Here is a 13780-nt window from a genome sequence, read left to right as displayed (position 1 = left end):
CGAGGAGACGAAACGCTTCACCTGATGTCTGACATCGGGTGAAGCGTTTCGTGTCTCTCGGCGACGTGGCTCCCTCACCTCCGAGGAAGACCGACCTGGGCGAGGAGGTGCTCGACGGCGCGGGGATCCTGTCTCCGGGCCTGCTGCTCGCGGAGCAGGTCGAGCGCGATCTCCCGGCGCTCGGCCCTGGCGGCGATGCGGCGTTCGACGTAGGCCGTGAGGTGCTCCGCCAGATGCAGGAGGCGGCGCTCGGCCTGCGTCGGCGCGGTGAGGTGGAGAGCGGCGCTGGTCATGATTCCTCCGTACTGGTGGTCGTGGGCAGGTCGAAGAGCTCAGCGCGCAGGGTCACGCGCCGGACGTCGGGGCCGGACTGGCCGCGGTAGCGGTCGACGACCTGATCGACGACGGCGCTGAGCTCGGCCTTGACCTCCTCCATCTGCGCCGCCGTCAGGTCGAGGTACGTCGTCATGATGATCCCGACGTCGCGCCACTCCTCCGGGATTGCGGACTCGTTGCGGTTCAGGTAGGCCATCAGCGCCTCGTGACGGAGGCGGAAGAACTCCGCCGTGACGATCTGCGCGGAGGCGCGGTTCGACGGCGTCATCGAGTCGTCGGGACCCGGCAGATCGATGCGCCCCTTGGGCCTCTCCCACCAGCGCTCGCGCGCCGTGCCGCGCCCCTCGACCTCCTGGATCAGGTCGTGCGCGGCCAGCGCCCGCAGGTGATAGCTCATCGAACCGGACGTCTCGCCGACGAGAGTCGCGAGGGAGCTCGCCGTCTGCGGCCCCCTCTCGCTGAGCAGGTCGAAGATCCGCACGCGCAGCGGATGAGCGAGCGCCTTCAGCGCACCGGGGTCGAGGCTGCGGGACTTCGGGGGGTTCGTCATGCATGCAAAGATACTCTTGCAAATATTTCTTTGCAAGCCTTCCTTTGCAAGTTCGCCGAGGTCAGCTCACGGCAGCCCGCGCCGCCACGAATGCGGCCACGCAGCGCTCGATCTGCTGCGGCGTGTGCGCAGCGGAGAGCTGCACGCGGATCCGCGCAAGACCCCGCGGGACGACCGGGAAGCTGAACGCCGTGACGTAGACGCCCCTGGCCTGCATCTCCTTCGCGATGCGGGCGGTCAGCGCGGCATCCCCGAACATCACCGGCACGATGGGGTGCTCCCCCGGCAGCAGCTCGAAACCCTCTGCGCTCATCCGCTCACGGAACAGCGCGGCGTTCTCCCGAAGCCGAGCACGGAGATCGGCGGACCCCTCGACGAGGTCGAGCGCCGTGAGGGTTCCCGCGACGATCGCCGGCGCGAGGGTGTTCGAGAAGAGGTAAGGGCGCGAGCGCTGACGCAGCAGGGCGACGATGTCGGCGTGCGAGGCGACGTAGCCCCCTGACGCGCCGCCCAGCGCCTTGCCGAACGTGCCGGTGTAGATGTCCACTCTGTCCGCGACGCCGCACAGCTCAGGGGTGCCGCGTCCGTTCTCACCCACGAAGCCGACGGCATGGGAGTCGTCGACGAAGACGAGGGCGTCGTAGCGCTCCGCGAGGTCGCAGATCTCCGCCAGCGGAGCGATGTAGCCGTCCATCGAGAAGACGCCGTCCGTGACGACGACGCGGAAGCGCGCGTCGGCGGCCGCCTTCAGTTGCTCTTCGAGGTCGGCCATGTCGCGGTTGCGATAGCGCAGGCGGCGGGCCTTCGAGAGACGGATGCCGTCGATGATCGATGCGTGGTTGAGCTCGTCCGAGATGATCGCATCCTCGGCGCCGAACAGCGTCTCGAACACTCCCCCGTTCGCATCGAAGCAGGAGGAGTAGAGGATGGCGTCGCCGGTGCCGAGGAATCCGGCGAGACGACGTTCGAGTTCGAGGTGCTGCTCCTGCGTGCCGCAGATGAAGCGCACGCTCGCCAGTCCGTACCCCCACTCGTCCAGCGCACCCTTGGCGGCGTCGAGGATGCGGGCGTCGTCGGCGAGGCCCAGGTAGTTGTTCGCGCAGAAGTTCAGCACCTCTGCACCGTCGGCGACGATCTCGGCGCTCTGCGGTCCGCGGATGCCGCGCTCGTGCTTGGTGAGCCCCGCCTCCTCGATCCCGCTGAGCTCTGCCGTCACATGGTTCTGGAATGTCCCGTACATCGCAAACTCCTTCGCTTACAGCTGCGTCCAGTCGAGGATGATCTTCCCCGTTCCCGCCGACTCCGCGGCGGCGAAGCCCTTCTCCCAGTCGCGCGCAGGGAGCACCTCCGCGATCACGCGGCCGATCGACTCGCGCAGGGTCGCGCTGCTCTGCAGCATCGCACCCATCGCGTTCCACGTCTCGAACATCTCTCGACCGTAGATGCCCTTGATCGTGAGCATGTGGGTGACGAGCTTGCCCCAGTCGATGTCGAAGCCGGCGCTCGGCAGACCGAGCATCGCGATGCGGCCGCCGTGGTTCATGTTGTCGATCATCGCGGGCAGCGCGGTGGCTGCGCCGCTCATCTCGAAGCCGACGTCGAACCCCTCCCGCATCGCGAGCGCCCGCTGCGCGTCGCGGATGTCGCTCCTCGACACGTCGACCACCTCGTCGGCGCCCATCTGCCGCGCCATCGCGAGGCGAGGAGCGCTGACGTCCGTGGCGACGATGAAGCGTGCGCCCGCATGGCGTGCCACGGCGATCGCCATCAGCCCGATCGGGCCGCATCCCGTGACGAGGACGTCCTCTCCGATGAGGGGGAAGGTGAGGGCGGTGTGCACCGCGTTGCCGAGCGGATCGAAGATCGCCCCGAGCTCCGGCGTCACGTCGGAGTGGTGCACCCAGACGTTCGTCGCCGGCAGGGAGAGGTACTCGGCGAAGGCGCCGTCGCGCTGGAGTCCGAGGCCGATCGTGCGGATGCACATCTGCCGACGGCCGGCGCGGCAGTTGCGGCAGGTTCCGCACACGATGTGCCCCTCGCCGGAGACGCGGTCGCCGACGGCGATGTCGCGCACGAGCGGACCGACCTCCACGACCTCGCCGTAGAACTCGTGGCCGGGGATCAGCGGCGCGTCGATCGCGGACGCGGCCCAGTCGTCCCAGCGGCGGATGTGCAGGTCGGTTCCGCAGATGCCGGTGCGGAGCACGCGGATCACGACCTCGTCCGCCGCGGCCACCGGATCGGGGCGCTCCACCAGCTCGAGTCCTGCTGCGCGTTCTGCCTTGAACAAAGCCCTCATGCTTCGATCACACCGCACACGACGTTGTAGAGCAATCGCCGATTCCTGCACTATCTGTGTAGCAAAAGCTAAACTGACGACATGGAACTCCACCAACTGCAGATCCTGCGCGAACTCGGGGCCCTCGGCAGCGTCACCGCCGTGGCCGAGGCCCTGAACGTCACACCGTCCGCCGTGTCCCAGCACCTCTCCGCCCTTCAGCGGGGAGTCCGCACCCCGCTGACTCGCAGAGACGGCCGGCGTCTCGCCCTCACTCCGGCGGGAGAGGTGCTCGCGGCGGCCGGCACGGAGGCGATCGACGCGATGGCCGCTGCGCGCAGCGCGTTGGACGAGTTCGAGAGCGAGCCGACAGGCGTCGTCACCGTCAGCGGATTCCACAGCGCTGGGCAGGCGCTGTTCGGATCCCTCGTGCGCGAGCTGTCCGAGAGTGACGCCGCCCCGACGGTGCAGCTCACCGATGAGGATGTCGCTCAGAGCGACTTCCCCGCGCTCACGGCACGCTACGACCTCGTGCTCGCTCACCGCATGGAGCACTCCGAGCCCTGGCCGAAAGCCGGCATCCGCAGCCTCACGCTCGTCAGCGAGCCCCTCGACGTCGCGGTCGCGGCATCCCACCCCCTCGCCGCCCGCGACTCCCTGACCCCAGACGACGTCGTGGAGCAGCCGTGGGTGACCAGCCGCATCGGCTACTCCCCCGATGATGTGCTGCGGGCCGTCTCCGCCGTCGCGGGGCGTGCACTCGAGATCAGGCATCGCATCAACGACTACGGCGCGGTCTCCGCGGTCGTCGCCGCCGGCGACGTGCTGGGGATGCTGCCGCGCTACACGTCGCGCAGCGTCGACGACCGGGACATCGTGCGACTCCCTCTCCTCGGAGTGAGCACGCACCGGCTCATCGACGTGCTCGCACGTCCGGAGAACCTGCGCCGGCGTTCGGTGCGGATCGTCGTGGAGGCGCTCGAACGGGTCATGGCTAGGCTCAAGGAATGACCGACGCGTCCAACCCGCTGCTGCAGCCGTCTTCGCTCCCCTACGGCCTTCCCGACTACGCCCGCATCAGGCCAGAGCACTATCTGCCCGCGTTCCGCGCGGCGTTCGCCGAGCAGCTGGGCGAGGTCGCGCGGATCACGATGGTCAGATCCATGCCGACGTTCGAGAACACGATCGAGGCGCTGGAGCGCTCCGGGGAGCTCCTCGACAGGGTCGCCCACGCGTTCTATACGGTGAGCTCAGCGGATGCGACGCCCGAGATCCAGGCCGTCGACGAACAGCTCGCTCCGCTGATGGCCGCGCACACCGACGCTATCACCCTCGACGGCGCCCTGTACTGGCGCGTCAGGCTCGTGCACGAGCAGCGGGACTCCCTCGACCTGGACGCGGAGCAGGGCTACCTGGTCGAACGGCGGTTCCGCGAGATGACGCACGCCGGGGCGGCGCTCGACGACGAGGCCAAGGCGCATCTCACGCTCCTCAATCAGCAGCTGTCCACCCTGAGCAACACGTTCGAGCGGAACCTGCTCAACGACACGAACGACCTCGCGGTGGTCTTCGACTCCGCATCCGAGCTCGACGGGCTCAGCGCCGGAGAGCTCTCCGCCGCCGCACGGGCTGCCCAGAGCCGCGGCCTCGACGGGAAGCTCCTCGTGTCCCTCCCCCTCTTCACCGGGCATCCGTACCTCGCACAGCTGCGCGATCGCGACGCCCGCCGCCGCATCATGGACGCGTCGCGCAGCCGGGCATCGCGCGACAACGCGGACGACAACCGTCCCGTGCTGCGCGAGATCGTTCGCCTCCGTGCCGAACGCGCCGCACTCCTCGGGTACGAGTCCCACGCCGCGTACGTCACCGCAGACGAGACGGCGAAGACCCCAGACGCCGTCGAACGGATGCTGCGCGCGCTCGCGGCGCCGTCGGCCCGCAATGCTCGCGCGGAGCGAGCGGCGCTGCAGGCCATCGTCGACGGGACCGAGGCGGAGCCGTTCGAGATCGAGGCGCACGACTGGGCGTTCTACACCGAGCGGGTGCGGGCCGCGACCTACGACATCGACACCAGCGCGCTCCGTCCGTGGTTCGAGGCGGAGCGGGTCCTGCAGGACGGGGTGTTCTTCGCCGCCACGCGGCTGTACGGGGTGACGTTCCAGGAGCGGCCCGATCTGGCGGCGTACCACCCCGGTGCGCGGGTGTTCGAGGTCTTCAACGCCGACGGCAGCGCGCTCGGGCTGTACGTCCTCGACCTCTACACGCGCGATTCGAAGCGCGGTGGAGCGTGGATGAACCCCATCGTCAGCCAGTCGCGTCTACGCGGCACCGCCCCGGTCGTCGTCAACAATCTCAACGTGCCGGAGCCGGGAGACGGCGAGCCGACTCTGCTGACGCTCGATGAGGTGACGACGCTGTTCCACGAGTTCGGGCATGCGCTGCACGGGCTGTTCGCGGTCGTGACCTACCCCCATTTCTCCGGGACCAACGTGTACCGCGACTTCGTCGAGTTCCCCAGCCAGGTCAACGAGATGTGGATCCTCTGGCCGGAGGTCCTCGACAACTACGCACGGCACCACAAGGCCGGCGAGCCGCTCGACCCGGCGATCGTCGACCGGCTCCGCGCCACGGAGACCTTCGACCAGGGACACGCCACCAGCGAGTACCTCGCCGCCGCCTGGCTGGATCAGGCGTGGCATCGGGTGGGTGCGGATGCCGACGTCGACGACGTCGCCGCGTTCGAGGCGGCGGCCCTCGCCGACATCGGCCTGAACGACCCGGTGGTCCCCACGCGCTACTCGTCGACGTACTTCGCGCACGTGTTCTCCGGCGGATACAGCGCCGGCTACTACTCGTACATCTGGAGCGAGGTGCTCGACGCCGACACGGTCGACTGGTTCCGCGAGAACGGTGGTCTCACACGGGAGAACGGCGACCGCTTCCGCAACCGACTCCTCGGCGTCGGCGGATCGAAGGATCCCCTGGAGGCGTACCGTGACTTCCGCGGTCGCGATGCCGAGATCGCCCCTTTGCTGAAGCGGCGAGGGCTGGAAGACTGACCGCATGAGCGCCTTCCCCGAGACCCCGTTCGGCCTGATCGACCGCATCGAACTGGATGCCGTGGCGCTGGCGGTGATCCGCCACGAGGGCATCACGATCGCGGATCTCCGCGACGTGTTCGACGCGGGCTACTCGGCACTGGGGTCGCTGTTCGCCTCGGGCGCCCTGGTGCCGGCGGGCCCCGCGGTGGCCGTGTACCACGGCGATCCGATGCGCGTGTTCGACCTCGAGCTCGGCTTCCCCGTCGTTCTCGCACCCGAGCAGCCGATCCTCGTGAACGGTCTCGAAGTCACGGGATCCGCTCTCCCGGCGGGTCCGGCGGCCGCGACGACCGTCCTGGGGTCGTACGACGAGCTCGGCGCCGGCTGGATGGGCCTGTCCGACCGAGCCCGCGCCGAGGGACTCGATCCGAGGGGCATCTGGATCGAGGTGTACGTCTCCGACCCGTCCACGGCGACGGACGCCTTGCGCACGGATCTCATCCTGCCCGTCGCCTGACGAGCACGACGAGAGGGCACGAACGCTCCCGTCGAGGCGAGACCGCCTCGACGCTCAGGCGCTCTTGCGCTTGCGCTCCATCACGATGGTGGGCGGGGCGCCCTCGTCGACGGCAGCGCGGGTCACGATGACCTTGGCGACGTCTTCGGCCGAGGGGATCTCGAACATGATCGGTCCGAGCACGTCTTCGAGGATGGCACGGAGACCACGAGCACCGGTCTTGCGTTCGACGGCGAGGTCGGCGATCGAGCGGAGCGCGTCCTCCTCGAACTCGAGCTGCACCCCGTCGATCTCGAACATGCGCTGGTACTGCTTGACCAGCGCGTTGCGCGGACCGGTGAGGATGTCGATCAGCGCGCTCTGGTCGAGCGGCGACACCGAGGTCACGACGGGAAGACGGCCGATGAACTCGGGGATGAGGCCGAACTTGTGCAGGTCCTCGGGCAGGACCTCGCTGAACAGATCGAGGTCCTTGCCCTTGTCGTGCAGCGGAGCGCCGAAGCCGATGCCGTGCTTGCCGACGCGAGCCGAGACGATGTCCTCCAGGCCTGCGAAGGCGCCGGCGACGATGAACAGCACGTTCGAGGTGTCGATCTGCAGGAACTCCTGGTGCGGGTGCTTGCGACCGCCCTGCGGCGGCACCGATGCGACCGTGCCCTCGATGATCTTCAGCAGGGCCTGCTGCACACCCTCACCGGAGACGTCGCGCGTGATCGACGGGTTCTCGGCCTTGCGGGCGATCTTGTCGACCTCGTCGATGTAGATGATGCCGGTCTCTGCGCGCTTGACGTCGTAGTCCGCCGCCTGGATGAGCTTGAGCAGGATGTTCTCGACGTCTTCTCCGACGTACCCTGCCTCGGTCAGCGCCGTCGCATCGGCGACGGCGAAGGGGACGTTGAGGCGCTTCGCGAGCGTCTGCGCGAGATAGGTCTTGCCGCAGCCGGTCGGGCCGATGAGCAGGATGTTGCTCTTGGCGATCTCGACGCTCTCGGCCTTCTGCTCAGCGGTCTGAAGCGTGCCGTGCGCGCGGATGCGCTTGTAGTGGTTGTAGACCGCGACGGCGAGGGCCTTCTTCGCGGGCTCCTGCCCGACGACGTACTCCTCGAGGAACGTGAAGATCTCGCGCGGCTTGGGCAGATCGAAGTCGGCGGTGCCTGTGGCGGCGGACTCCGCCATCCGCTCCTCGATGATCTCGTTGCACAGCTCGACGCACTCGTCGCAGATGTACACACCGGGGCCAGCGATGAGCTGCTGCACCTGCTTCTGGCTCTTTCCGCAGAACGAGCACTTGAACAGGTCAGCGCTTTCACCGATACGGGCCATGCGCGTCCTCCTCAGGATGCCGAGATCGTCATCCGAGCCTAACCTCTGCACCGGACACCGGGACGCATTGGCGCGGTCACGATTGTCCCCGGCACGCATCGAGGCCTCCCGATGAACGACGACGCCCCAGCTGATCGACGTCGGCCCGGTGGGGCGTGGACGGTCAGCTGGGGCGTCGGCGAAGCGCTTCGGCGGGGTCAGACCATGCTCTTCGTGTGCCAGACCGTCTACGTGGTTCCTGGCTCGGTCAGGTCGCCGGTCACCATGCAGAGTTGCATCGCCGGAAGCACGACGTCGACGATCAGGTCGGCGATCTCGACCGCAAGCTCTCGACGACCTGTGCCGCTTGCATCGAGCGACCACCACCGGTCCTGGCCATCGATGAGTTGACCTGCTCGCACCTCCCAGAACTCTCCTATGCGCCCGTATCCGGTGTTCGGTGACGGCTTCGCCGGATAATGTCTTTCCGCGCGCACCTGGTTCCAGAAGGCCTTCGGGATCACCTGCGCGTTGATCGTGAACCTCGACAGACTGCTCGTACTTGCAGTCGACGTCTGAACACCGACCTGAGCGAACCAGTCAGCATCCGGGAACACGAACTTCCGCTCCGTCCCTCGAAACCCCGCCGTTCGGAGAATCGGCGCTACATCGTCTCGCAGCATCGAACGCAGCTGCTCCTGCGCGGTAACCATCGCCTCGCCTCCCACTCAGATCAAACGAGACTCTTCGTGTGCCAGACGGTCTTCACCTCGGTGAAGGCCCCGATGCGCTCGGGAGAGGCCGAGACGGCGCCGGGGGTGAGAACCCGCTTGAGGGTCTCGGCCGCGGCGATCTGCATGTCGACCCAGTCCAGGTCACCGGCTCCGGCGAGGTCGAGTGCGTTCACGTCCTGGTGGGAGGCGAGCCACGGCGCGATCTCGGCCGGCGAACCAGTGAGGACGTTCACGACGCCCCCTGGCACGTCGCTGGTCGCGAGGACCTCGGCCAGGCTGATCGCGGAGAGCGGATGCCGTTCGCTGGCGATCACGACGACCGTGTTGCCCGCGACGAGCGCCGGAGCGACGACCGACACCAGGCCGAGAAGAGCGGAGTCCTGCGGCGCGACGATCGCGACGACGCCGGTCGGCTCCGGCACCGAGATGTTGAAGTACGGGCCGGCGACCGGGTTCGCGTTGCCTGCGACCTGCGCGTACTTGTCGCACCACCCCGCGTACCAGACCCAGAGGTCGATGGCTTCGTCGACCTGTGCACCCGCGACGGCGGCGGACACGCCCTCCTGGGCGACGATCTCGTCGACGAACTGCGCACGGCGCCCCTCCAAGACCTCCGCGACACGGTAGAGCACCTGACCGCGGTTGTAGGCGGTCGCACCGGACCAGCCCTTCACCGCGGCGCGCGCGGCGACGACAGCATCCCGAGCGTCCTTGCGCGACCCCTTGGCCGCGTTCGCGAGGAACGTCCCCTTCGCGGAGAGCACCTCGTAGGTGCGTCCGGACTCGCTCCGCGGGAACGCTCCGCCGATCGCGAGCTTGTAGGTCTTGGGCACGGTGAGTCGCTTGCTCATGATGCTGCTCCCTGGAGGTAGGCGGTCAGACCCTGACGTCCGCCTTCGCGGCCGTATCCGGACTCCTTGTAGCCGCCGAACGGGCTGGACGGGTCGAAGCGGTTGAAGGTGTTGGCCCAGATCACTCCGGCGCGCAGACGGTCGGCGACAGCGAGGATGCGCGCCCCCTTGTCCGACCAGATTCCCGCGGACAGGCCGTAGGGGGTGTTGTTGGCCTTGGCAATCGCCTCCGCCGGGGTGCGGAAGGTGAGCACCGAGAGCACTGGTCCGAACACCTCGTCGCGGGCGATCCGGTGCGACGCCTCGACGCCGGTGAAGATCGTGGGAGCGAACCAGAAGCCCTTCTCGGGGATCGCGCAGTCCGCGGTCCAGCGCTCGGCGCCCTCGGCCTCGCCGATGTCGCTGAGCTCGCGGATGCGGGCCAGCTGAGCGGCGGAGTTGATCGCGCCGATGTCGGTGTTCTTGTCGAGCGGGTCGCCCAGGCGCAGCGTCGACAGGCGGTTCTTGAGCCTGTCGATGACCTCGTCGTGGATCGACTCCTGTACGAGCAGCCGGCTGCCTGCGCAGCAGACGTGCCCCTGGTTGAAGAAGATCCCGTTGACGATGCCCTCGACGGCCTGGTCGATCGGCGCGTCGTCGAACACGATGTTCGCCGCCTTGCCGCCGAGTTCGAGCGTGAGCTTCTTGCCGGTTCCCGCGACGGCCTTGGCGATGTCGCGACCGACTCCGGTGGAGCCGGTGAACGCGACCTTGTCGACGTCGGGGTGGCGGACGAGCGCCGCCCCGGTCGCACCGGCGCCGGTGATGATGTTCACCACACCGGCGGGGAGGTCGGCCTGCTGCAGGATCTCCGCGAAGATCAGCGCCGTGAGCGGCGTGGTCTCGGCGGGCTTGAGCACGACGGTGTTCCCCGCAGCCAGCGCAGGGGCGAGCTTCCACGCGAGCATGAGCAGCGGGAAGTTCCACGGGATGACCTGGCCTGCGACGCCGAGCGCTCGCGGGTTGGCGCCGAGTCCGGCGTAGTCGAGCTTGTCTGCCCAGCCGGCGTAGTAGAAGAACCAGGATGCGACGAGAGGAACGTCGACATCGCGGCTCTCCTTGATCGGCTTGCCGTTGTCGAGGCTCTCGGCGACCGCGAGCTCGCGGGCGCGCTCCTGCACCAGACGTGCGATGCGGAACAGGTACTTGCCGCGGTCCCGCCCGCTCATCTTCGACCAGGTCCGGTCGTAGGCGCGACGTGCGGCGGCGACGGCACCGTCGACGTCCTCGTCGCTCGCGGTCGCGATCTCCGCGATGCGGGTCTCATCCGACGGCGAGATGGTCGTGAAGCTCTTCCCCGATCCGTCGACGAACTCGCCGTCGATGAACAGTCCGTAGCTGTCCCTGAGGTTCAGGATGGCCTTCGACTCGGGCGCGGGGGCGTATTCCGGAAATGACATGTTCGGTTCCACTCAGTCGATCGTGACGTAGTCGGGGCCGGAGTAGTGGCCGGAGGCGAGCTTCTGACGCTGCAGCAGCACGTCGTTGAGGAGGCTCGATGCGCCGAAGCGGAACAGGTGCGGCTGCAGCCATTCCTCGCCGACGGTCTCGGCGACGGTCACCAGGTACTTCACCGCGTCCTTCGACGAGCGGATGCCGCCGGCCGGCTTGACGCCGATCTTCTCGCCGGTGCCGCGGTGCCAGTCGCGCACGGTCTCCAGCATGAGCAGCGTGGTCGGCAGTGTCGCAGCGGGCTGCACCTTGCCGGTGGAGGTCTTGATGAAGTCGCCGCCGGCGAGGATGCCGAGCCAGGAGGCGCGCTTGATGTTGTCGTAGGTGTTGAGCTCGCCGGTCTCCAGGATCACCTTGAGCGAGGCATAGCTGCCGTCCTCGCGACGGCAGGCCTCCTTCACCTGGGCGATCTGGTCGAACACCAGACCGTAGCGACCCGATAGGAACGCCCCGCGGTCGATCACCATGTCGATCTCATCGGCGCCCGCGGCGACGGCCTCTGCCGTGTCTGCGAGCTTGATGGCGAGGGATGAGCGCCCGCTGGGGAACGCCGTGGCCACCGCCGCGACCGAGATGCGGCCGTCGTCGGGGTCGCCGTGCAGGTCACCGAGAGCGGTGACCGCGTCGCCGACCATGTCGCCGTACACGCACACCGCGGCGACGCGCGGCGTGGTCGGGTCTGCCGCATCCGGATTCTTCGCCTTCGCGACGAGGGAGCGCACCTTGCCGGGCGTGTCTGCGCCCTCCAGGGTGGTGAGGTCGATCAGCGTGATGATCGTGTCGAGCGCCCAGGCCTTCGACGTCGTCTTGATCGATCGCGTGCCGAGTCCGGCCGCTCGCTGTTCCAGTCCCACCGCATCCACACCGGGGAGTCCGTGCAGGAAGCGCCGGAGCGTGGCGTCGTCGGGCTCACCGCCCAGCACGTCCACCGCCGATCGGCGGCTGAGTTCTTTGGTCGTCACTGTTCCTCCAACAATGCTCTGGCTGTGTTCTCATCTGTCACGATCACGCTGCACAGGCCGCTGGTGACGACCGTGCGCGCGATGTCATGCTTCGCCGCACCCGTGGCGACGAAGACCGCCCTCGTGGCGGCGCGGAGTCTGTCGAGCTCGACACCCACCGTGCGGGCGTCGAGCTGGGGGTCGACGATGTTGCCGTCGGCGTCGATGTAGCGGCCGAGGACGTCGCCGACCGCTCCGCGGCGCGCCAGCTCCTCGACATCGGATGCCGTCAGGTAGCCGTTCTCGACGTGCGCCGATGTCGCGTCGCAGGGCCCTGCGGTGAAGAGGAAGGCCTGCGCCTCCGCAGCCTCCTCGAGCACTGCAGCGACCGTGCGATCGGCTTCGATCGCCTGCTTGGTCTCGACGCGTTCCAGGATCGCCGGGCTCGGCAGCAGCGACACGTGTCCCGATGCCCGCTGGGCGATCGTGACCGCGAGACCGGCCGCACCACCGGAACGGCGGTTGAGGCTCACTCCCCCGTTCAGCTGCACGACCGTCACTCCCGTGGCCCAGCCGTCGGGCAGCGCCTCGGCGACCGCGCGGAGCGTGCGGCCCCAGCTGACCCCGAGCGTGCGGGGAACGGGACGCATCGCGGTGAGATAGTCCGCTGCGGCCTGGGCGACGCGTTCGAGCGTGCCCTCATCGCCTTCGGGCGCCGGCACGACGATGGCGGCGGCGAGGCCGTGCTTCTCCACGAGCTGGCGCTCGAGGCCGAGTCTGCGGGCGCGCGGATGCACGATCTCGATGCGGACGATGCCGCGCTCGCGAGCCTGCGTGAGCAGGCGGCCGACCTTCCAGCGGGAGATCTTGAGAAGGGCGCCGATCTCGTCCTGAGTCTTGTCCTCGTCGTAGTACAGCTCGGCGACGCGAACCATGACCAGCTCTTCTTCCACGGCATCCTCCTTCCTTCACCAGGATAGAGGGTCATCTGCGTTCGTGCACCCGTTTGCTCATATGAGCACCCGGTGCGCGAGAGGATGCGCAAAAGGACGCCGGCCTGATGACCGGCGTCCTTCTGCGGAGTGGAGCGGAGCTCAGGCGCGCTTGCGCGTCGTGAGCACCTGGTCGACGATGCCGTACTCCTTCGCCTGCTCGGCGGAGAGGATGTTGTCGCGGTCGATGTCGCGGTTGACCTGCTCGGCGGTGCGGTTGGTGTGGTGAGCCATGGTCTCCTCGAGCCAGGTCCGCATGCGGAGGATCTCCGCCGCCTGGATCTCGATGTCGGACGCCTGCCCGTGGCCCGCCTCGCCCATCGCCGGCTGGTGGATCAGCACACGAGCGTTCGGCAGAGCCAGACGCTTGCCGGGGGCTCCTGCCGCGAGCAGCACGGATGCGGCAGACGCCGCCTGTCCGAGCACGACGGTCTGGATCTGCGGCGCGACGTACTGCATCGTGTCGTAGATCGCCGTCATCGCGGTGAAGGATCCGCCGGGCGAGTTGATGTACATCGTGATGTCGCGCTCGGAGTCCTGGCTCTCCAGGACGAGGAGCTGCGCCATCACGTCGTCGGCGGACGCGTCGTCGACCTGCACGCCGAGGAAGATCACGCGGTCTTCGAACAGCTTGTTGTACGGGTCCTGACGCTTGAAGCCGTAGGCCGTGCGCTCCTCGAACTGCGGGAGCACGTAGCGGCTGGACGGGAGGTTGCCAGCGGACTGGAAGGTGGGGGTGTACATGTG

General features: G+C 68.2%; 14 protein-coding genes. 3 read left to right on the top strand and 11 right to left on the bottom strand.

All coding sequences use genetic code 11. The features are described 5' to 3' along the window. Positions 1–74 precede the first annotated feature (74 nt). From ACFVRO_RS10230 to tdh, 4 genes are all read right to left on the bottom strand, one after another. The gene (locus ACFVRO_RS10230; RefSeq protein ID WP_105674455.1) at positions 75–293 is read right to left on the bottom strand and encodes a hypothetical protein; all 219 of its coding nucleotides are present in this window, start codon (positions 291–293) and stop codon (positions 75–77) included. Further along, positions 290–886 carry an ArsR/SmtB family transcription factor gene (locus tag ACFVRO_RS10225; RefSeq protein WP_386951937.1) on the bottom strand — a complete coding sequence of 199 codons (597 nt, stop codon included), beginning with the start codon at positions 884–886 and terminating at the stop codon, positions 290–292. The genes ACFVRO_RS10230 and ACFVRO_RS10225 overlap by 4 nt, the downstream gene beginning before the upstream one ends. Positions 887–947: 61 nt before the next feature. Next, entirely contained in the window at positions 948–2126 is a 1179-nt protein-coding gene (locus tag ACFVRO_RS10220; protein ID WP_386951934.1) for a glycine C-acetyltransferase, read from the bottom strand. Positions 2127–2141: 15 nt separating this feature from the next. After that, positions 2142–3185, bottom strand: a complete 1044-nt coding sequence (gene tdh / locus ACFVRO_RS10215) for an L-threonine 3-dehydrogenase (protein WP_386951931.1) — start codon at positions 3183–3185, stop codon at positions 2142–2144. An 81-nt stretch (positions 3186–3266) separates the two neighbouring features. On the opposite strand from tdh, the gene ACFVRO_RS10210 reads away from it, so the two are divergent. The 3 genes from ACFVRO_RS10210 to ACFVRO_RS10200 are packed head-to-tail and all read left to right on the top strand — an operon-like array spanning position 3267 to position 6722. Beyond that, positions 3267–4175, top strand: coding sequence for a LysR family transcriptional regulator (locus ACFVRO_RS10210; protein ID WP_386951928.1), 909 nt, complete (start codon positions 3267–3269; stop codon positions 4173–4175). Continuing rightward, a complete protein-coding gene (locus ACFVRO_RS10205) occupies positions 4172–6223 on the top strand; it encodes a M3 family metallopeptidase (RefSeq protein WP_386951925.1) in 2052 nt (683 codons plus the stop codon). The genes ACFVRO_RS10210 and ACFVRO_RS10205 overlap by 4 nt, the downstream gene beginning before the upstream one ends. 4 nt (positions 6224–6227) lie before the next feature. Then, positions 6228–6722, top strand: coding sequence for a GyrI-like domain-containing protein (locus ACFVRO_RS10200; protein ID WP_386951922.1), 495 nt, complete (start codon positions 6228–6230; stop codon positions 6720–6722). Positions 6723–6776: 54 nt separating this feature from the next. Here ACFVRO_RS10200 and clpX read toward each other — a convergent pair whose 3' ends face one another. From clpX to ACFVRO_RS10165, 7 genes are all read right to left on the bottom strand, one after another. Beyond that, entirely contained in the window at positions 6777–8045 is a 1269-nt protein-coding gene (gene clpX / locus ACFVRO_RS10195; protein ID WP_386951919.1) for an ATP-dependent Clp protease ATP-binding subunit ClpX, read from the bottom strand. A gap of 227 nt (positions 8046–8272) precedes the next feature. Next, entirely contained in the window at positions 8273–8737 is a 465-nt protein-coding gene (locus tag ACFVRO_RS10190) for a DUF4304 domain-containing protein (protein WP_386951916.1), read from the bottom strand. Positions 8738–8757: 20 nt separating this feature from the next. Next, positions 8758–9609: an aldehyde dehydrogenase family protein gene (locus tag ACFVRO_RS10185; RefSeq protein ID WP_386951914.1), complete on the bottom strand. Its 852-nt coding sequence runs from the start codon at positions 9607–9609 to the stop codon at positions 8758–8760. Continuing rightward, complete coding sequence (locus tag ACFVRO_RS10180) at positions 9606–11048, bottom strand: aldehyde dehydrogenase family protein (protein WP_386951912.1); 1443 nt, start codon at positions 11046–11048, stop codon at positions 9606–9608. The genes ACFVRO_RS10185 and ACFVRO_RS10180 overlap by 4 nt, the downstream gene beginning before the upstream one ends. Positions 11049–11060: 12 nt before the next feature. Continuing rightward, entirely contained in the window at positions 11061–12062 is a 1002-nt protein-coding gene (gene deoC, locus ACFVRO_RS10175; RefSeq protein ID WP_105674438.1) for a deoxyribose-phosphate aldolase, read from the bottom strand. Next, positions 12059–12994, bottom strand: coding sequence for a sugar-binding transcriptional regulator (locus ACFVRO_RS10170; RefSeq protein ID WP_105674435.1), 936 nt, complete (start codon positions 12992–12994; stop codon positions 12059–12061). Before ACFVRO_RS10170 ends, deoC begins: the two co-directional genes overlap by 4 nt. Before the next feature lie 141 nt (positions 12995–13135). After that, positions 13136–13777, bottom strand: coding sequence for an ATP-dependent Clp protease proteolytic subunit (locus ACFVRO_RS10165; protein ID WP_386951909.1), 642 nt, complete (start codon positions 13775–13777; stop codon positions 13136–13138). Between the last annotated feature and the right edge of the window lie 3 nt (positions 13778–13780).

The sequence above is a fragment of the Microbacterium sp. NPDC057944 genome, from assembly GCF_042887445.1.
Taxonomy (GTDB): domain Bacteria; phylum Actinomycetota; class Actinomycetes; order Actinomycetales; family Microbacteriaceae; genus Microbacterium; species Microbacterium natoriense.
This window is presented reverse-complemented; position numbering and strand designations above follow the sequence as displayed.

What these genes read in the sequence shown, in the direction of transcription:
- ACFVRO_RS10230 (WP_105674455.1), bottom strand. Translation starts at nt 293, where the DNA reads ATGACCAGCGCCGCTCTCCACCTCACCGCGCCGACGCAGGCCGAGCGC.
- ACFVRO_RS10210 (WP_386951928.1), top strand. Translation starts at nt 3,267, where the DNA reads ATGGAACTCCACCAACTGCAGATCCTGCGCGAACTCGGGGCCCTCGGC.
- ACFVRO_RS10185 (WP_386951914.1), bottom strand. Translation starts at nt 9,609, where the DNA reads ATGAGCAAGCGACTCACCGTGCCCAAGACCTACAAGCTCGCGATCGGC.
- ACFVRO_RS10180 (WP_386951912.1), bottom strand. Translation starts at nt 11,048, where the DNA reads ATGTCATTTCCGGAATACGCCCCCGCGCCCGAGTCGAAGGCCATCCTG.
- clpX (WP_386951919.1), bottom strand. Translation starts at nt 8,045, where the DNA reads ATGGCCCGTATCGGTGAAAGCGCTGACCTGTTCAAGTGCTCGTTCTGC.
- ACFVRO_RS10165 (WP_386951909.1), bottom strand. Translation starts at nt 13,777, where the DNA reads ATGTACACCCCCACCTTCCAGTCCGCTGGCAACCTCCCGTCCAGCCGC.
- ACFVRO_RS10205 (WP_386951925.1), top strand. Translation starts at nt 4,172, where the DNA reads ATGACCGACGCGTCCAACCCGCTGCTGCAGCCGTCTTCGCTCCCCTAC.
- tdh (WP_386951931.1), bottom strand. Translation starts at nt 3,185, where the DNA reads ATGAGGGCTTTGTTCAAGGCAGAACGCGCAGCAGGACTCGAGCTGGTG.
- ACFVRO_RS10225 (WP_386951937.1), bottom strand. Translation starts at nt 886, where the DNA reads ATGACGAACCCCCCGAAGTCCCGCAGCCTCGACCCCGGTGCGCTGAAG.
- ACFVRO_RS10220 (WP_386951934.1), bottom strand. Translation starts at nt 2,126, where the DNA reads ATGTACGGGACATTCCAGAACCATGTGACGGCAGAGCTCAGCGGGATC.
- ACFVRO_RS10200 (WP_386951922.1), top strand. Translation starts at nt 6,228, where the DNA reads ATGAGCGCCTTCCCCGAGACCCCGTTCGGCCTGATCGACCGCATCGAA.
- ACFVRO_RS10190 (WP_386951916.1), bottom strand. Translation starts at nt 8,737, where the DNA reads ATGGTTACCGCGCAGGAGCAGCTGCGTTCGATGCTGCGAGACGATGTA.